Here is a 17,392-nt window from a genome sequence, read left to right as displayed (position 1 = left end):
CCTTAACGGCGGTTCAGCCACACCGTCTGCGCATTGCAGAATTCTCGCACACCGAAGTGCGACAACTCCCGCCCGAATCCACTCTTCTTCACACCCCCAAACGAGACTCGAGGGTCGGACACGCTGTAGGCGTTGATGAAGATCCCGCCGGTTTCCAGCTGGTTGGCGATGTGGCGTGCCTTTTCCGGGTCGGTGGTGAACACGCTGGCGGTCAGGCCGAATTCACTGTCGTTGGCCAGGGCCACGGCGTGGTCGGCATCCCGGGCGGTGATGATGGAGGCGACCGGCCCGAACAGTTCCTGTTTGAACGAGGTCATCTGGTCGGTGACGTTGGCCAGCACGGTGGGTGCGTAGAAGTTGCCTGCGCCTTCGACTTTATGGCCGCCCAGCAGCAAGGTGGCGCCTTCGGCCAGGGTGGCCTGGACCTGGCCGTCGAGTTCATCCCGCAGGTCGAAGCGGGCCATCGGGCCGATGTAGGTCTCGGTGGCGGTCGGGTCGCCCATCACCAGCTTACGGCTGGCTTCGAGGAATTTGGCGGTGAAGGCTTCAACTACACCTTCTTCGATGATCAGGCGCTTGGCGGCGGCGCACACCTGGCCGGAGTTCTGGAAGCGGCCGATCAGGGCGGCTTGCACGGCTTCGTCGAGGTTGGCGTCGTTGAGCACGATGAACGGGTCGGAGCCGCCCAGTTCCAGTACACATTTCTTCAGCGCGGCACCGGCCTGGGAGCCGATGGCCATGCCGGCACGCACGCTACCGGTGAGGGTGACGGCGGCGATGCGTGGGTCGGCGATGGCTTTGGACACGCCGTCGGGGGTGACGTTGATCACTTCGAACAGGCCATCGGCGAAGCCTGCGCGCTGGAAGGCCTGTTTCATCAGGTACGCGCTGCCCATCACGTTAGGCGCGTGTTTGAGCACGTAGGTGTTGCCGCTGAGCATGGTCGGCACGGCGCCGCGCAGCACTTGCCACACCGGGAAGTTCCACGGCATCACGGCGAGGATCGGGCCCAATGGGCGGTATTCGATTTGCGCGGTGCCGTTGTCCACCAGGGTGGCTTCCGGGGCGAGCATGGCCGGGCCGTGGGCGGCGTACCACTCGGCGAGTTGGGCGCATTTCTCGATTTCGCCACTGGCCTGGGCGATGGGTTTGCCCATTTCCAGGGTGATCATCTGGGCCATTTCTTCGGCCTGGTCCCGCAGGGTGCTGGCCAGGGCCAGCAGCAACTCGGCGCGCTGGGCGACGGGGGTAGTGCGGCCGTTGCGGAAGGCGTTGATCGAGCGGGTGAGGGCGGCGTCCAACTGCGCCTCGGTTTCGTACGGGTAGCTGGCGACCGTTTCACCGTTGGCGGGGTTGATCGACAAGGCGTGGGTCTGGGAGGAAATGGAGTTCATGGCACCGTCCTGCGCAGTGAATGGGATGGACGCCAGCGTACGGGGCTGTATCTTTTTCGGAAACTGAATAATATTAAGCAATATGTTCACGTTTGGAGAATGACTTGGATCTGGTCCAGCTGGAAATTTTCAAAGCCGTTGCCGAGCAAGGCAGCATCAGCGCCGCCGCGCAGTTGATCCATCGGGTGCCGTCGAACCTGACCACGCGGATCAAGCAGTTGGAGCAGGATCTGGGCGTGGATTTGTTTATTCGCGAGAAGAGCCGATTGCGGTTGTCGCCAGCCGGGTGGAATTTCCTCGGGTATGCCCGGCGGATTCTCGACCTGGTGCAGGAAGCCCGGGCGACGGTGGCGGGGGAGGAGCCTCAGGGTGCGTTTGCCCTGGGTTCGCTGGAGAGCACGGCGGCGGTGCGCATCCCGGCATTGCTGGCGGCGTATAACCAGAAGCACGCCAAGGTTGAGCTGGACCTGACCACCGGGCCGTCCGGGACGATGATCGAGGGCGTGTTGTCGGGGCGGCTGGCGGCGGCGTTTGTCGATGGGCCGGTGCTGCACGCGACGCTGGAAGGCGTGGCGGTGTTTGAGGAGGAAATGGTGGTGATCGCGCCGCTGCACCACGCGCCGATCACCCGGGGGCAGGATGTGAGCGGGGAGAGCATCTACACGTTTCGCTCGAACTGTTCGTACCGGCACCACTTTGAGCGCTGGTTTTCACAGGATGGTGCGGTGCCGGGGAAGATCTTCGAGATGGAGTCTTATCACGGAATGCTGGCGTGCGTGAGCGCTGGCGCGGGGTTGGCGTTGATGCCGCGGAGCATGCTGGAGAGCATGCCGGGGTTTAAGACGGTGAGTGTGTGGCCGTTGGCTGATACGTTCCGGATTTTGAATACCTGGCTGATCTGGCGCCGGGGTACGGTGTCACAGAGTTTGAACAGCTTTGTGCGGTTGCTGGAAGAGCGCGGCCTGGCCCTAACACCGTAGCAGCTGTCGAGCGTTAGGGAGGCTGCGATGAGGTCGGCACAGGCGATATTGAGGGTGCCTGACCCACCGCAATCGCGGCCTCGCTAAAGCTCGACGGCTCCCACATTTGGTCTTTGTCAGTCGCCAAATTGCAGGGTGCCCATGGCCAGTTTGGCGATCAGGGCGCCAGCGCCCGGTTGCATCAGTCACACAGGTTTTCTGTGGGAGCTGTCGAGCTTTAGCGAGGCTGCGATGAGGTCGGCACAGGCGATATTGATGGTGCCTGACCCACCGCTATCGCGGCCTCGCTAAGGCTCGACGGCTCCCACATTTGGCCTTGGTCGGCCGCCAAATTGTAGGGTGCCCCATGGCCAATTTAGCGATCAGGGCGCCGGTACCCAGTTGCATCAGTCACACAGGTCCCCTGTGGGAGCTGTCGAGCTTTAGCGAGGCTGCGATGAGGTCGGCACAGTCGATATTGATGGTGCCTGACCCACCGCTATCGCGGCCTCGCTAAGGCTCGACGGCTCCCACATTTGGCCTTGGTCGGCCGCCAAATTGTAGGGTGCCCCATGGCCAATTTAGCGATCAGGGCGCCGGTACCCAGTTGCATCAGTCACACAGGTCCCCTGTGGGAGCTGTCGAGCTTTAGCGAGGCTGCGATGACGTCGGCACAGTCGATATTGATGGTGCCTGACCCACCGCTATCGCGGCCTCGCTGAAGCTCGACGGCTCCCACATTTGGTCTTGGTCAGCCGCCAAATTGCAGGGTGCCCATGGCCAGTTTGGCCATCAGCGCGCCGGCGCCCAGTTGCACCAGCCACAGGGCCAAACCGCCGAGGAATACGCCGAGGGCGATTTGCAGTACCAGGCTTTTCTGGCGCTTGACGGGGGGCGGGCGCGGGGTGAAGTGGTCCAGTTCGTCGCGGTCGGCACGCAGGTCCAGGTCGTCGTTTCTCATAGGCTACTCAAGGGAAGGGACTGTCTTGCTGTCAGTCTAGGGGTAGCGGACCGAAAGCAGCGAATTTTTCAGGGCAATGCCCCACTTCTTAAGCAAGCCACCCATCCTGTGGCGAGGGAGCTTGCTCCCSCTGGGGCGCGAAGCGGCCCCCATTCAGGCACCGCACTCATTCAGAAAGTTCAGGGTGGCAGGTTTTAGGGCCGCTTCGCAGCCCAGCGGGAGCAAGCTCCCTCGCCACGTTGAGCGCGCGCAGAATGAAAAAGGGGAAGCCACTGGCTTCCCCTTTTTCGCATCACAACAGGCTTACAGCACCTGAACGATGGCCTTGGTCACTGCATCAATGTTCTTCTGGTTCAACGCCGCCACACAGATACGACCGGTATCCAATGCGTAGATGCCAAACTCGTTGCGCAGGCGCGTCACTTGCTCAACGCTCAGGCCGGAGTAGGAGAACATCCCGCGCTGGCGACCGACGAAGCTGAAGTCGTGGCCCGGAGCCGCCTTGGCCAGGTCGGCCACCATCTGCTCGCGCATGCCGCGAATGCGCAGGCGCATTTCGGCCAGTTCGGCCTCCCACTGGGCGCGCAGCTCAGGGTTGTTCAGCACCGCTGCAACGATCGCCGCGCCGTGGGTCGGCGGGTTGGAGTAGTTGGTGCGGATCACGCGCTTGACCTGGGACAGGATGCGCGCGCTTTCTTCTTTGGAGTCGGTAACGATGGACAGGGCGCCCACGCGCTCGCCGTACAGCGAGAACGACTTGGAGAACGAGCTGGACACAAAGAAGGTCAGGCCCGACTCGGCGAACAGGCGCACCGCAGCGGCGTCTTCGTCGATGCCGTCGCCAAAGCCCTGGTAGGCCATGTCGAGGAACGGTACGAGGTTTTTCGCCTTGACCACGTCCAGCACTTGTTGCCAGTCGGCCGGGCTCAGGTCGACGCCGGTCGGGTTGTGGCAGCAGGCGTGCAGCACGACGATGGACTGTGGCGGCAGGGCGTTGAGGTCTTCCAGCAGGCCGGCGCGGTTGACGTCGTGGGTGGCGGCGTCGTAGTAGCGATAGGTCTGTACCGGGAAGCCGGCTTTTTCGAACAGCGCCTGGTGGTTTTCCCAGCTCGGGTCGCTGATGGCGACGACGGCGTTGGGCAACAGTTGCTTGAGGAAGTCTGCGCCGATTTTCAGGGCGCCGGTGCCGCCGACCGCTTGGGCGGTGATGACGCGGCCGGAGCTGATCAGTGGCGATTGCGCGCCGAACAGCAGCTTTTGCACGGCCTGGTCGTAGGCGACAATACCGTCGATCGGCAAGTAGCCACGGGCGGCGTGTTGCGCCACTCGAATGGCTTCCGCTTCGGCAACGGCACGCAAGAGTGGAATCTTCCCCTCCTCGTTGCAGTAAACGCCCACGCCAAGGTTCACCTTGGTGGTTCGGGTATCGGCGTTGAATGCTTCGTTGAGGCCCAGGATTGGATCGCGTGGTGCCATTTCGACAGCGGAGAACAGGCTCATTTTTGCGGCAGCTCTATAGAGAGTGGAGGGACGTGTCGCGCTCCAGCCGAATGCACTAGAGCGGTGCACAAACGGGGAGCTAGTATAGAGGCCATCACTGCTCACGGCGACAGCCGAAACGGCTTTTCGGCCAAGTTTTTCGGTTTATTTACCGACCGTTAGTCTTATTGCAACGTTGATCGGCAATGGCATGTAGGACGTTTGCCTTGAAACCCGTGACATTTGCCTCCACTTCTACAGCTATCATGGTTTTTTCCTGCAACCTGCGCCGAACAGTCGCGGGTCGCGGTCTTTTTCGTCCCCGCTGCTTTTTCCGGCCCCGGGGTGACTCAAGAGGTACGTTATGTCGGATTTCCAGCTAGTCACCCGCTTCGAGCCTGCCGGCGATCAACCGGAAGCCATCCGCCTGATGGTCGAGGGCATCGAAGCCGGCCTGGCGCACCAGACCTTGCTCGGGGTGACCGGCTCCGGCAAGACCTTCAGCATCGCCAACGTGATCGCCCAGGTGAACCGGCCGACCCTGGTGCTGGCGCCGAACAAGACCCTGGCCGCGCAGTTGTATGGCGAGTTCAAGGCGTTCTTCCCGAACAATGCGGTGGAGTACTTCGTTTCCTACTACGACTACTACCAGCCGGAAGCCTACGTACCGTCGTCCGACACCTTTATCGAGAAAGACGCCTCGATCAACGACCACATCGAGCAGATGCGGCTCTCGGCGACCAAGGCGCTGCTGGAGCGCAAGGACGCGATCATCGTCACCACGGTGTCGTGCATCTACGGCCTGGGCAGCCCGGAAACCTATTTGAAGATGGTGCTGCACGTCGACCGCGGCGACAAACTCGACCAGCGCGAACTGCTGCGGCGCCTGACGAGCCTGCAATACACCCGCAACGACATGGACTTCGCCCGAGCGAGTTTCCGCGTGCGTGGCGATGTGATCGACATCTACCCGGCGGAATCCGATCTGGAAGCGATCCGCATCGAGCTGTTCGACGATGAAGTCGAGAGCCTGTCGGCCTTCGACCCGTTGACCGGCGAGGTGATCCGCAAGCTGCCGCGCTTCACCTTCTACCCGAAAAGCCACTACGTGACCCCGCGCGAAACCCTGATGGGCGCCATCGAGGGCATCAAGGGCGAACTGGTGGAGCGCCTGGAATACCTGCGTTCCAACAACAAGCTGGTGGAAGCCCAGCGCCTGGAACAGCGCACCCGCTTCGACCTGGAGATGATCCTCGAACTGGGTTACTGCAACGGCATCGAAAACTACTCGCGCTACCTTTCGGGCCGCGAATCCGGGCAGGCGCCGCCAACCCTGTTTGATTACTTGCCGGACGACGCCTTGCTGGTGATCGACGAGTCCCACGTCAGCGTGCCGCAGGTGGGCGCGATGTACAAAGGTGACCGTTCGCGTAAAGAAACCTTGGTGGAATACGGCTTCCGCCTGCCGTCGGCGCTGGATAACCGGCCAATGCGTTTCGACGAGTTCGAAGGCATCAGCCCGCAGACGATTTTTGTCTCGGCCACGCCGGGTAACTACGAGGCCGAACATGCGGGGCGTGTGGTTGAGCAACTGGTGCGCCCAACCGGCCTGGTGGACCCGCAAATCGAAATCCGCCCGGCGCTGACTCAGGTCGACGACCTGCTGTCGGAGATCGGCAAACGCGTGGCGCTGGAAGAGCGGGTGCTGGTCACTACGCTGACCAAGCGTATGTCCGAAGACTTGACCGATTACCTGGCCGACCACGGCGTGCGCGTGCGTTATTTGCACTCGGACATCGACACCGTTGAGCGCGTGGAAATCATCCGCGACCTGCGCCTGGGTGCGTTCGATGTGCTGGTGGGGATCAACCTGCTGCGTGAAGGTCTGGACATGCCGGAAGTGTCCCTGGTGGCGATTCTGGATGCTGACAAGGAAGGCTTCCTGCGGTCCGAGCGTTCGTTGATTCAAACGATTGGCCGAGCGGCGCGGAACCTGAATGGCCGGGCGATTCTGTATGCGGACCGGATTACCGGCTCCATGGAGCGCGCGATTGGCGAGACCGAGCGGCGTCGCGACAAGCAGATTGCCTACAACCTGGAACATGGGATCACGCCGAAGGGCGTGTTCAAGGATGTGGCCGACATCATGGAAGGTGCGACCGTGCCGGGCTCGCGCAGCAAGAAGCGCAAGGGCATGGCCAAGGCTGCGGAGGAGAATGCCAAGTACGAAGCAGAATTGCGTTCGCCGAGCGAGATCACCAAGCGTATTCGTCAGCTGGAAGAGAAGATGTACCAGTTGGCGCGGGATCTGGAGTTTGAAGCGGCGGCGCAGATGCGCGATGAGATTGGTAAGTTGCGGGAGCGGTTGCTGGCAGTGTGATGATCGTTGTGGCGAGGGAGCTTGCTCCCGCTGGACCGGGCTGGCGCTCCAGTGCGAAGCGCTCCCAGGATTTTGGGGCCGCTTCGCAGCCCAGCGGGAGCAAGCTCCCTCGCCACAGGTTATTTCAGTGGGCTTCCCCAGCCTTAAGCCCCGCCGGCAACGCCTTGGTCAACAAGATCGCCACCATACTGATCCCCAACGCCAACCCCACAAAGTGAAACGCATCGTTGTAGGCCATGATCTGCGCTTGTTGATGGGCAATCTCACTCAACTTGCCCAACGCCGCCGTCTCGCTGCCAAACGTCTCCGTCAGCCTGGCCATCCGCTCCGCCACCTGCGGATTGGTCGGCACAATCGCCTCGCGCAGGTAATCAAAGTAGGTCTTGGTGCGCGCATCCAGCAGCGTCGCCAGCAACGCAATCCCGATCGCCCCACCCAGGTTTCGCAAAATATTGAACAGGCTCGACGCCGACCCCGCGTCCTTCGGCATGATGTACGCCGTGGCAATCAACGAAATCGTCACCATGATCAGCGGCTGCCCCAGCGCGCGGATGATCTGGATTCGGTTGAACTGGTCGCCGGCGAAGTCCGGGTTCAGCACTCCCGATGAAAAGCTCGCCAATCCAAACAGCCCGAACCCCAGCGTGCACAGCCATTTGGGCGACACGTATTTCATCAGCTTGGGCACCAGCGGAATCAGGAACAGCTGCGGAACGCCCATCCACATGATCACTTCGCCGATTTGCAGGGCGTTGTAGTTCTGGATCTGCGCCAGGTACAGCGGCAACAGATAAATCGACCCATACAGCCCCACGCCCATCCCCAGGCTGGAGATGCTCGACAGCCCGAAATTGCGATTGCCGAGGATGCGCAGGTTGATCAGCGGGTTGGGCTTGGACATCTGCACGATCACAAAGGTGATCAGGCTCAGCAGGGCGACGGTGCCCAGGCTGACAATCAGGCTGGATTCCAGCCAGTCCTTGCGATGGCCTTCCTCAAGAAACACCTGCAAACACCCAAGGCCCACGGCCATGGTGACGATGCCGAGGTAGTCGGTGCTTTTGAGCAGGTCCCAGTTGGAATCCTTTTTCTCCAGGCCGTACAGCAACCCGGCGATCATGATCAGGCCCGGCGGGATGTTGATGTAGAAAATGTATTCCCAGCCCCAGTTCTCCGTGAGCCAGCCGCCAATGGTCGGGCCGATGGACGGGGCGAAGGTGGCGGTCATGGCGAACATCGCCATGCCTTTGGCGCGGTGATGCTCGGGCAACTTGATCAGGGTGAGGGTGAACGCCAGCGGGATCAGCGCGCCGCCGGTAAAACCCTGCAAGGCGCGGAACACGATCATGCTTTCCAGGCTCCAGGCCATGGAACACATCAGCGAGGCGATCAGGAACCCGCCGGAAACCCACACCGCCAGGCGGCGCGCCGACAACAGCTGCACCAGCCAGGCGGTGAGGGGGATCATGATGATTTCGGCCACAAGGTAGGAGGTGGAAATCCACGAGCCTTCTTCAAGGGTGGCCGACAGTGCGCCCTGAATGTCCTTGAGGGACGAGTTGGTGATCTGGATGTCGAGCACTGCCATGAAGGCGCCGAGCATCACGCTCATGACCGCGATCCAGTCGCGCCGGGTCGGTTCTCCGATCGGGGCCAGCAGTTGATCACCGGCCATCTTGCGGGTCTTTGATATTCACTTTGACCGTCACCGACATGCCCGGGCGGATTTTGCCCTGTAGCGGGTTGTCGGCGGCGAAGGTCAGTTTGACCGGAATCCGTTGTACGACTTTGGTGAAGTTGCCTGTGGCATTGTCCGGCGGCAGCAGGCTGAACTGCGCGCCGGAGGCGCCGAACAGGTTGGCGACACGGCCTTCGATTGGGGTATCGCTGTAGGCGTCGAACGTCAGCTCGGCCTTTTGCCCGGGCTGCATGTGGCCGATCTGGGTTTCCTTGAAGTTGGCCTGCACCCAAATGTCCCGGTCCGGGACGATCGACAGCAGGTAGGCGCCGGCCTGCACATATTGGCCGTTGCGCGCGGCACGCTGGCCGATCAGGCCGCTGATGGGCGCGTGGATTTCGCTGCGGGTCAGGTTCAGTTCGGCCTGGGCCAGGTCGGTCTTGGCGTTGGCGATCATCGCGTCGAGGCGCTTGATCTCGGCGTTCAGGGCGTTGACTTGCTGGCGCTGGCCCTGCAGGTCGGCCTGGGCCATGGTCACCTGGGAGCGGGCGATGTGGTTGTCGGCGTCGAGGGTGGTGACGCGTTCTTCGGAGACATAACCGGGCTTGCGCAGGGTTTGTGCACGGTTCAGGTCGATCTGCGAGCGGCCGAGGGTGGCCTGGCTGGAAGAAACCTTGGCTGCACCGGCGGCGATCAGGCTGGCTTGCTGGGTGAGTTTGCTCTGGGCCTGCACGCGCTCGGCTTCGCGCATGGCCAGGGCGGCGTTGGCGCGGTCGACGGCGAGGTGGAAGTCGTCGCCTTCGAGCTTGACCAACAGTTGGCCTTTTTCCACGTGTTCGTTGTCGCCCGCCAGCACCTCGACGATGCGCGCGCCAAGCTGGCTGGAGACGCGGGTGATCTCGCCCTGGACGTAGGCGTTGTCGGTGCTTTCATAAAAGCGGCCCTTGAAAAACCACTGGGCGAAAAAACCCGCGGCAATCAGGACCACGATAAACAGGAAGATAAACAGGCGGCGTTTGAGCGGGGCGGGCATGGCGATCATGTCGGTAACAAAAGGTAATGGAATATAGCCAGCGAACCGTCTGGCAAATAGCCATGTCGAGTCTTGAGACCGGAGCTTGTCTCATATGCCCTTTGTTCGCCTCCCCACGCTGGAGCCCAAGGGCTTGGGGCTGTTACCATTCGCCCCTTGTTTCATTTTCAGTTTTATCGCCAATTCGAGACCCGCCATGACCACCGTCCGCACGCGCATCGCGCCATCGCCTACTGGGGATCCCCACGTAGGTACTGCTTACATCGCCTTGTTCAACTACTGCTTTGCCAAGCAGCACGGCGGTGAATTCATCCTGCGGATCGAAGACACCGATCAACTGCGTTCCACCCGTGAGTCGGAACAGCAGATTTTCGATGCCCTGCGCTGGTTGGGCATTACCTGGGCTGAAGGCCCGGATGTCGGCGGCCCTCACGGCCCGTATCGCCAGAGCGAGCGCAGCGACATCTACAAAAAGTACACCCAGCAGTTGGTCGACATGGGCCACGCCTTCCCGTGCTTCTGCACCGCCGAAGAGCTGGACCAGATGCGCGCCGAGCAACAGGCCCGTGGCGAAACCCCGCGCTATGACGGCCGCGCACTGCTGCTGTCGAAAGAAGAAGTGGCCCAGCGCCTGGCCGCCGGCGAGCCGCACGTTATCCGCATGAAGGTGCCGAGCGAAGGCGTGTGTGTGGTGCCGGACATGCTGCGCGGCGACGTCGAGATCCCGTGGGACCGCATGGACATGCAAGTGCTGATGAAGACCGACGGCCTGCCGACGTACTTCCTGGCCAACGTGGTCGATGACCACCTGATGGGTATCACCCACGTACTGCGTGGCGAAGAGTGGCTGCCATCGGCGCCGAAACTGATCCTGCTCTACGAGTACTTCGGCTGGGAACAACCGCAGCTGTGCTACATGCCGCTGCTGCGTAACCCGGACAAGAGCAAGCTGTCCAAGCGCAAGAACCCGACTTCGGTGACCTTCTACGAGCGCATGGGCTTTATGCCTGAGGCGATGCTCAACTATTTGGGCCGCATGGGCTGGTCGATGCCGGACGAGCGCGAGAAGTTCTCGTTGCAGGAAATGGTCGATAACTTCGACCTGTCCCGCGTGTCCCTGGGCGGGCCGATCTTCGACATCGAGAAACTGTCGTGGCTCAACGGCCAGTGGCTGCGTGACCTGCCGGTGGAAGAGTTCGCCAGCCGCGTGCAGCAATGGGCGTTGAACCCCGAGTACATGATGAGGATCGCGCCGCTGGTGCAGGGCAGGGTGGAGACGTTCAGCCAGGTCGCACCGTTGGCGAGCTTCTTCTTTGCCGGTGGCGTGAACCCGGACGTGAAGCTGTTTGAGTCGAAGAAACTCTCGGGTGACCAGGTTCGCCAGTTGATGCAGTTGATCCTGTGGAAGCTCGAAAGCCTGCGCCAGTGGGAGAAGGATGCGATCACCGCGACTATCCAGGCGGTGGTTGAATCCCTGGAATTGAAACTGCGCGATGCCATGCCGCTGATGTTTGCCGCGATCACCGGGCAGGCCAGTTCGGTGTCGGTCCTCGATGCGATGGAAATTCTGGGCCCGGACCTGACCCGTTTCCGTCTGCGCCAAGCCCTTGATTTGCTTGGTGGTGTGTCGAAGAAAGAAAACAAGGAATGGGAAAAGCTGCTGGGCGCTATCGCTTAAGTAAGCTGTTGTAACGGTCAAACCCCGGTTTTCCGGGGTTTGCTCGGTAAGTGATTGTTATCTCGGCAAAAAATTTTGGAAATTGTTGAAAATAAATTTGACACGTTTCAAATACGCCATTAAGATTCGCCCCGTCCTCACCGACGAGGGGCTATAGCTCAGCTGGGAGAGCGCTTGCATGGCATGCAAGAGGTCAACGGTTCGATCCCGTTTAGCTCCACCAATTTACAGGTTCAAGGTCTGGCCACACCGTCCTTGAGTTCGATCAGGTCTCAGCTCTGATCAGTTGTTTAGAAGGTTTGTGTCCCCTTCGTCTAGTGGCCTAGGACACCGCCCTTTCACGGCGGTAACAGGGGTTCGAGTCCCCTAGGGGACGCCAGTTTCAACAAGCAGTTCGAAAGGTCTGCTGCGCCGCGAGGCGAAAAATCCGGGGCTATAGCTCAGCTGGGAGAGCGCTTGCATGGCATGCAAGAGGTCAACGGTTCGATCCCGTTTAGCTCCACCAATTTACAGGTTCAAGGTCTGGCCACACCGTCCTTGAATTCGATCAGGTCTCAGCGCTGATCAGTTGTATAGAAGGTTTGTGTCCCCTTCGTCTAGTGGCCTAGGACACCGCCCTTTCACGGCGGTAACAGGGGTTCGAGTCCCCTAGGGGACGCCACGATTACCCGCTCTGCGGGATTTTTAAGGGTCATTCAATTATTGAATGGCCCTTTTGTTTGTCTGGCGTTTGGCCAATCCTCCTTCCTCTTCTCTAAATGTTCTTCTGACCAATGGTCATGCCTGTAGCTTGCGAAATATTATTATGGTAATAATATTCGAAGCATGAGATTCGGAGGCAACGATGAACGATAAAAAAGCGCAAACCCGCGAACGTATTCTGCAAGCTGCCGGCGCCGCCCTGGTGCAGCGTGGCCCGGCCGAGCCGAGTGTGGGCGAAGTGATGGGCGCGGCGGGGCTCACCGTCGGTGGTTTCTACGCGCACTTTGAAAGCAAGGATGCGTTGATGCTGGAGGCCTTCACCGCGTTGTTGGCCCGGCGTCGTGCATCCATCGATGACATGGATTCGACCTTGACCGGTGAAGAGCGCCGCGCCCTGGTGGCAGCGTTCTACCTGTCGCGCAAGCACCGTGACTCCACCGCCCAAGCGTGCCCGATCCCGGCCACCGTGGGCGAAATGAGCCGCTTGCCGGATGAGTTTCGCCAGGCCCTGAACGAACACTGCGAGCTGATGGCCGCACAGCTGGCCGCCAGCCCCGAAGAAACCGACAAGGCCCTGGCCGACATGGCACTGATGATCGGCGGCCTGTCGCTGGCCCGCGCCCTGGGCCCAGGTGAGTTGTCGGACCGTGTGTTGCGTGCGGCCAAGTCCGCGGTGCGTTAAGAGCGGCCTTCTGGCCTGAGGGATAAGCGATGGGCACGTTGAAATGGGTTCGTGGCGTCAATGGCACCTTGGGCCGGCTGGCGCCGCACACCGTTGCCAGCAAGATGCGTCGGGTGTTTATGACGCCTCGCGATCTGCCGCCCCGTGACTGGGAGTTGCCGTTGCTGGCGCAGTCCGAGCGCATCACCTTGCGTTTCGGCCTGTCGGCGCTGAAGTGGGGCCAAGGCCCTGCGGTGCTGTTGATGCATGGCTGGGAAGGGCGCCCGACGCAGTTCGCCAGCCTGATCACGGCATTGGTTGCGGCGGGCTATTCGGTGGTTGCGCTGGATGGTCCGGCTCATGGCCGTTCGCCGGGTCGCGAAGCCCACGTGCTGCTGTTCGCTCGCGCCATGCTGGAAGCCGCTGCCGAGCTGCCACCGCTGCATGCCGTCGTCGGCCACTCCATGGGCGGCGCCAGCGCGATGCTCGCGGTGCAGTTGGGTTTGCGCACTGAGGCATTGGTGAGCATCGCCGCACCCTCGCGGTTTCTCGACGTGCTGCGTGGTTTTGCCGGCATGGTGGGTTTACCGGCCCGTGCGCGTTCGGCGTTTATCCAAGAGGTGGAACTGACCATGGGAATGCCTCTCAGGCACCTCGACGTGGCTCATTATCAGATGAATATCCCGGGCCTGATCGTGCATGCCGAAGACGACACGTTCGTCTCGGTCAAAGCCTGCCAGGTCATCCACGACGCCTGGTTCGACAGCCGCCTGCTGCGCCTGGAGCAAGGCGGGCACCAGAAGGTGCTGGCAGATCCGCGCGTGATCGAAGGCGTCCTGGCGCTGCTGGCCGGCCGCCACGTGCCAGAGCGCCAAACCGCCTGAGCCATGGGTTACACTGCTCGCCGCCGACATTAATCGACCGGGAGCACCGCATGGGCTGGGATTTGGCAACGCCGTTTATCATCGATCTTCAGGTCGGTGCCGAAGACATCGACGGCCTGGGGCACGCCAACAACGCGGTGTACGTGTCCTGGCTGGAGCGTTGTGCCTGGCGCCATTCCCAGCGCCTGGGGCTGGACCTCACCGAGTACCGCCGGCTGGACCGTGCCATGGCCGTGGTGCGTCATGAGATTGATTACCTCGCCGCCGGCTACGAAGGCGACGAGCTGCAGTTGGCGACCTGGATCGTCGACTGGGACCAGCGCCTGAAAATGACCCGACGCTTCCAACTGGTACGCCCGCGTGACGGCGCCACCTTGCTGCGGGCGCAAACCACCTTTGTCTGCATCGAACTGTCCAGCGGCAAGCCCAAGCGCATGCCGGCGGAATTTCTTGAAGGTTACGGCCCTGCGCTGCAAGGCGAATTACCCTCCGGCGCCTGAAACCCGTAAACTGCGCCACGTTTTTCGTTGAGTGTTTTCCATGCAAATTGCTTTGGCGCCCATGGAGGGGTTGGTCGACAACATCCTGCGGGACGTGCTGACCCGGGTCGGCGGTATTGATTGGTGCGTGACCGAGTTCATCCGGGTCAACGACCGCCTGCTGACGCCTGCCTACTTCCACAAACTCGCCCCTGAGTTGCTGCACGGTGCCAAGACCGCTGCCGGCGTGCCTCTGCGCGTGCAGTTACTCGGTTCAGACCCGGTGTGCCTGGCGGAAAACGCGGCCCTGGCGTGCGAGCTGGGCTCCCAGGTGGTTGACCTGAACTTCGGTTGCCCGGCCAAGACCGTCAACAAGTCACGGGGTGGGGCGGTGCTGCTCAAGGAGCCGGAACTGCTCAACCAGATCGTCGAGCACGTACGGCGTGCGGTGCCGGCGCATATTCCGGTCACTGCCAAGATGCGCTTGGGCTTCGACAGCCCGGACGGTGCCCTGGTGTGCGCCACGGCCCTGGCCGAAGGCGGCGCGGCGCATATCGTGGTGCACGCACGCACCAAGGTTGACGGCTACAAGCCGCCCGCGCATTGGGAGTGGATCCCGCGTGTGCAGGAGGTGGTGAAGGTGCCGGTTTTCGCCAACGGTGATATCTGGAGCGTTGAAGACTGGCGACGTTGCCGGGAAATCAGCGGCGTGGAAGACATCATGCTCGGCCGCGGCCTGGTGGCCCGTCCCGACCTGGCCCGGCAGATTGCTGCCGCACGTGCTGGCGAAGAAGTCGTGGAGATGACCTGGGCGCAGATGCAGCCGATGCTTCATGAGTTCTGGAGGCAATCGGTGGAGCAACTGACCGAGCGCCAGGCCCCTGGCCGTTTGAAGCAATGGTTGGCGATGCTGACCCGCAACTACCCCGAGGCGGTGGAGTTGTTCACGGCGATGCGCCGGGAAACGGACCTGGAGCAGGTCGGACAATTACTGGGAATACCTGATTCTGGCGCGCAGGCGTTGGCACTGAAAGATTGAGTTCATATATATAAGCATTTCAAGCTTGCATGAGAGGGCGCCGTTGGCGCCCTTTTTTGTGCTTGCGATAAAGTGTCTCATCGCCGGAGTACGCGGGCGCGCGGCAGGTTTTTAATCTTGTGTTGTTGTTTTTTATCCGCCTTATATTTGCTTGATATGTGTTAGGTGGTGCGTATTTGCTACATGTTTTTACTGTTGGGGTTGATGTATTTTATTGGATTGCTTAGTTGGGTATGTGGGCGCGCCCGATAACATAAGTCTGGTTTGATTGTATGAGTGACTGATTTCATCGATTTGCCGATGGCGCTGAGTATTGCTCAATGTATCGGGTTCTGGGGGCGGAAGTCGAGTAAGAACACGACATTTTCTGGAGTGTCCATAGGATAACGTCCTGGTTTTAATTTTGATGTCCTTATGTGAGGGCTGATTATCGGAACTCGATGGCTGCAACCCCCACGAAAGTAGGGAGTGTGCATTGCTCGTGTTTGTTTTCAGTTCAACATCAGATCAATTGATCCCCAGGCCAGTAACGGTGTTTGGGGTATCGCTTAATAAGGATTTATCAATGTCCAATTTGTCAGTTAATAACTTTCCGCGCTTAAATAATGATCTTCACTCGCAGGTGACGGATACGCCCAAGCCGGTGCCTAATACTGCCAGCGATTCCCCTGCAAGTACGGTCAGTAACTTGCTGAAGAACGGTACGGCTGTTGCAAAAGACGGCACCGTGACCTTTAACAAGGACGCGCTTGAAAAGTTGTTCGAGATGTTTGAGTTTGCGTTCAAGGCGATACGCAACATGCTGTCGGGCCAGGGAGGCCTGCCCAGACCGATGCCCGATGCAGCACCGCAGTCCAATAAATCCGAGCAGAGCGGCGATGCGTTGGCTAAGGTCAAGGCTGACAGCAATCCAGCAGTGCCGACCCCGGCAACCAACATCAAGCCGGATGTGAAACCAGCGGTTCAGGACCTTGCGCCCAAGGTTCAGGCGGACAGCAATCCAGCGGTGCCGACCCCGGCAACCAACATCAAGCCGGATGTGAAACCAGCGGTTCAGGACCTTGCGCCCAAGGTTCAGGCGGACAGCAGTCCAGCAGTGCCGACCCCGGCAACCAACATCAAGCCGGATGTGAAACCAGCGGTTCAGGACCTTGCGCCCAAGGTTCAGGCGGACAGCAGTCCAGCGGTGCCGACCCCGGCAACCAACATCAAGCCGGATGTGAAGCCAGCGGTTCAGGACCTTGCGCCCAAGGTTCAGGCGGACAGCAATCCAGCGGTGCCGACCCCGGCAACTAACGTCAAGCCGGATGTGAAGCCAGCGGTTCAGGACCTTGCGCCCAAGGTTCAGGCGGACAGCAATCCAGCGGTGCCGACCCCGGCAACCAACGTCAAGCCGGGTGTCAACCCAGCAGTTCCGGCGCCGACGCTTAACGTCGCGCCTGAAACGAATGCGTTATCAACGCGACACAGGATCGACCCTGGCTTCCGGCCGGACGCATTCCCGGACAATAGGGTGACTACCAATGTCACCGTTCAAGTTATGAACTGTCCCTGCCCTCATCCCGAGGTGCAACCCGGGTCGCAAGATCGAATGACGCGGCGAGTCGATGGCAAAAAACCGATTACTCCTAACACGTCAGTAACCCCGGGTGTCGATAACCAGACTCCAGTTGTTCCTAACAGGCCAGCAACGCCAAGTGTTGATAACCATGCGCCAGTTGTTCCTAACAGGCCAGCAACGCCAAGTGTTGATAATCAGGCGCCAGTTGTTCCTAACAGGCCAGTAACGCCAGGTGTTGATAACCACGTACCAGTTGTTCCCAACAGGCCAGTAACGCCAGGTGTTGATAACCRGACGCCAGTTGTTCCCAACAGGCCAGTAACGCCAGGTGTTGATAACCAGGTACCAGTTGTTCCCAACAGGCCAGTAACGCCAGGTGTTGATAACCAGGTACCAGTTGTTCCCAACAGGCCAGTAACGCCAGGTGTTGATAACCGAACGCCAGTTGTTCCCAACAGGCCAGTAACGCCAGGTGTTGATAACCAGGTACCAGTTGTTCCCAAC

At 60.6% G+C, this 17,392-nt stretch carries 13 protein-coding genes and 4 tRNA genes; 12 read left to right on the top strand and 5 right to left on the bottom strand.

From position 1 onward, the window contains the following. Positions 1 to 2: 2 nt before the first annotated feature. Complete coding sequence (locus tag AU074_RS19380; RefSeq protein WP_076016089.1) at positions 3 to 1,394, bottom strand: aldehyde dehydrogenase family protein; 1,392 nt, start codon at positions 1,392 to 1,394, stop codon at positions 3 to 5. A gap of 104 nt (positions 1,395 to 1,498) precedes the next feature. On the opposite strand from AU074_RS19380, the gene AU074_RS19375 reads away from it, so the two are divergent. After that, on the top strand, positions 1,499 to 2,374 hold the full coding sequence (locus AU074_RS19375) for a LysR family transcriptional regulator (RefSeq protein ID WP_076016088.1): 876 nt from the start codon (positions 1,499 to 1,501) through the stop codon (positions 2,372 to 2,374). A 730-nt stretch (positions 2,375 to 3,104) separates the two neighbouring features. Here AU074_RS19375 and AU074_RS19370 read toward each other — a convergent pair. Together AU074_RS19370 and AU074_RS19365 are read right to left on the bottom strand one after the other, a co-directional pair. Continuing rightward, a complete protein-coding gene (locus AU074_RS19370) occupies positions 3,105 to 3,314 on the bottom strand; it encodes a hypothetical protein (protein ID WP_076016087.1) in 210 nt (69 codons plus the stop codon). A gap of 303 nt (positions 3,315 to 3,617) precedes the next feature. Further along, positions 3,618 to 4,814 carry an amino acid aminotransferase gene (locus AU074_RS19365; protein ID WP_008438775.1) on the bottom strand — a complete coding sequence of 399 codons (1,197 nt, stop codon included), beginning with the start codon at positions 4,812 to 4,814 and terminating at the stop codon, positions 3,618 to 3,620. 343 nt (positions 4,815 to 5,157) lie between these two features. Between AU074_RS19365 and uvrB the strand changes: the two genes are divergently transcribed. After that, complete coding sequence (gene uvrB, locus AU074_RS19360) at positions 5,158 to 7,173, top strand: excinuclease ABC subunit UvrB (protein ID WP_076016086.1); 2,016 nt, start codon at positions 5,158 to 5,160, stop codon at positions 7,171 to 7,173. A 124-nt stretch (positions 7,174 to 7,297) separates the two neighbouring features. Here the strand turns inward: uvrB and AU074_RS19355 are convergent, their stop codons facing one another. Together AU074_RS19355 and AU074_RS19350 are read right to left on the bottom strand one after the other, a co-directional pair. Next, entirely contained in the window at positions 7,298 to 8,848 is a 1,551-nt protein-coding gene (locus tag AU074_RS19355) for an MDR family MFS transporter (protein WP_076016085.1), read from the bottom strand. Continuing rightward, positions 8,838 to 9,884, bottom strand: a complete 1,047-nt coding sequence (locus AU074_RS19350; protein ID WP_076016084.1) for an HlyD family secretion protein — start codon at positions 9,882 to 9,884, stop codon at positions 8,838 to 8,840. The genes AU074_RS19355 and AU074_RS19350 overlap by 11 nt, the downstream gene beginning before the upstream one ends. A 196-nt stretch (positions 9,885 to 10,080) precedes the next feature. Between AU074_RS19350 and gltX the strand changes: the two genes are divergently transcribed. The 10 genes from gltX to AU074_RS33505 all read left to right on the top strand — a co-directional run. Continuing rightward, on the top strand, positions 10,081 to 11,562 hold the full coding sequence (gene gltX, locus AU074_RS19345; protein ID WP_076016083.1) for a glutamate--tRNA ligase: 1,482 nt from the start codon (positions 10,081 to 10,083) through the stop codon (positions 11,560 to 11,562). 147 nt (positions 11,563 to 11,709) lie between these two features. Then, positions 11,710 to 11,785 (top strand) — tRNA-Ala (locus AU074_RS19340). An 80-nt stretch (positions 11,786 to 11,865) separates the two neighbouring features. After that, a tRNA-Glu gene (locus tag AU074_RS19335) sits at positions 11,866 to 11,941 on the top strand. A 50-nt stretch (positions 11,942 to 11,991) separates the two neighbouring features. Then, positions 11,992 to 12,067 (top strand) — tRNA-Ala (locus AU074_RS19330). 80 nt (positions 12,068 to 12,147) lie between these two features. After that, positions 12,148 to 12,223, top strand: a tRNA-Glu gene (locus AU074_RS19325). Between the two features lie 183 nt (positions 12,224 to 12,406). Beyond that, positions 12,407 to 12,946: a TetR/AcrR family transcriptional regulator gene (locus tag AU074_RS19320; RefSeq protein WP_076016082.1), complete on the top strand. Its 540-nt coding sequence runs from the start codon at positions 12,407 to 12,409 to the stop codon at positions 12,944 to 12,946. Positions 12,947 to 12,975: 29 nt separating this feature from the next. Beyond that, positions 12,976 to 13,809 (top strand): alpha/beta hydrolase, encoded by an 834-nt coding sequence (locus AU074_RS19315; protein WP_076016081.1) that lies wholly within the window; start codon positions 12,976 to 12,978, stop codon positions 13,807 to 13,809. A gap of 50 nt (positions 13,810 to 13,859) precedes the next feature. Beyond that, positions 13,860 to 14,309, top strand: a complete 450-nt coding sequence (locus tag AU074_RS19310; protein WP_076016080.1) for a thioesterase family protein — start codon at positions 13,860 to 13,862, stop codon at positions 14,307 to 14,309. Positions 14,310 to 14,349: 40 nt separating this feature from the next. Then, positions 14,350 to 15,327 carry a tRNA-dihydrouridine synthase gene (locus AU074_RS19305; protein ID WP_076016079.1) on the top strand — a complete coding sequence of 326 codons (978 nt, stop codon included), beginning with the start codon at positions 14,350 to 14,352 and terminating at the stop codon, positions 15,325 to 15,327. Between the two features lie 475 nt (positions 15,328 to 15,802). Then, positions 15,803 to 17,392 (top strand): hypothetical protein (locus AU074_RS33505; protein ID WP_143503612.1); only part of this gene is annotated, 1,590 nt, incomplete at its 3' end.

Origin of the sequence: Pseudomonas sp. ATCC PTA-122608 (genome assembly GCF_001952855.1) — a bacterium.
Classification (GTDB): domain Bacteria; phylum Pseudomonadota; class Gammaproteobacteria; order Pseudomonadales; family Pseudomonadaceae; genus Aquipseudomonas.
Note: the sequence above shows the minus strand (reverse complement) of the source record. Positions and strands in the feature narration are given on the sequence as shown.

Coding starts and splice junctions, on each gene's coding strand:
- AU074_RS19380 (WP_076016089.1), bottom strand. CDS start 1,394: ATGAACTCCATTTCCTCCCAGACCCACGCCTTGTCGATCAACCCCGCC.
- AU074_RS19370 (WP_076016087.1), bottom strand. CDS start 3,314: ATGAGAAACGACGACCTGGACCTGCGTGCCGACCGCGACGAACTGGAC.
- AU074_RS19365 (WP_008438775.1), bottom strand. CDS start 4,814: ATGAGCCTGTTCTCCGCTGTCGAAATGGCACCACGCGATCCAATCCTG.
- uvrB (WP_076016086.1), top strand. CDS start 5,158: ATGTCGGATTTCCAGCTAGTCACCCGCTTCGAGCCTGCCGGCGATCAA.
- AU074_RS19355 (WP_076016085.1), bottom strand. CDS start 8,848: ATGGCCGGTGATCAACTGCTGGCCCCGATCGGAGAACCGACCCGGCGC.
- AU074_RS19350 (WP_076016084.1), bottom strand. CDS start 9,884: ATGCCCGCCCCGCTCAAACGCCGCCTGTTTATCTTCCTGTTTATCGTG.
- gltX (WP_076016083.1), top strand. CDS start 10,081: ATGACCACCGTCCGCACGCGCATCGCGCCATCGCCTACTGGGGATCCC.
- AU074_RS19320 (WP_076016082.1), top strand. CDS start 12,407: ATGAACGATAAAAAAGCGCAAACCCGCGAACGTATTCTGCAAGCTGCC.
- AU074_RS19315 (WP_076016081.1), top strand. CDS start 12,976: ATGGGCACGTTGAAATGGGTTCGTGGCGTCAATGGCACCTTGGGCCGG.
- AU074_RS19310 (WP_076016080.1), top strand. CDS start 13,860: ATGGGCTGGGATTTGGCAACGCCGTTTATCATCGATCTTCAGGTCGGT.
- AU074_RS19305 (WP_076016079.1), top strand. CDS start 14,350: ATGCAAATTGCTTTGGCGCCCATGGAGGGGTTGGTCGACAACATCCTG.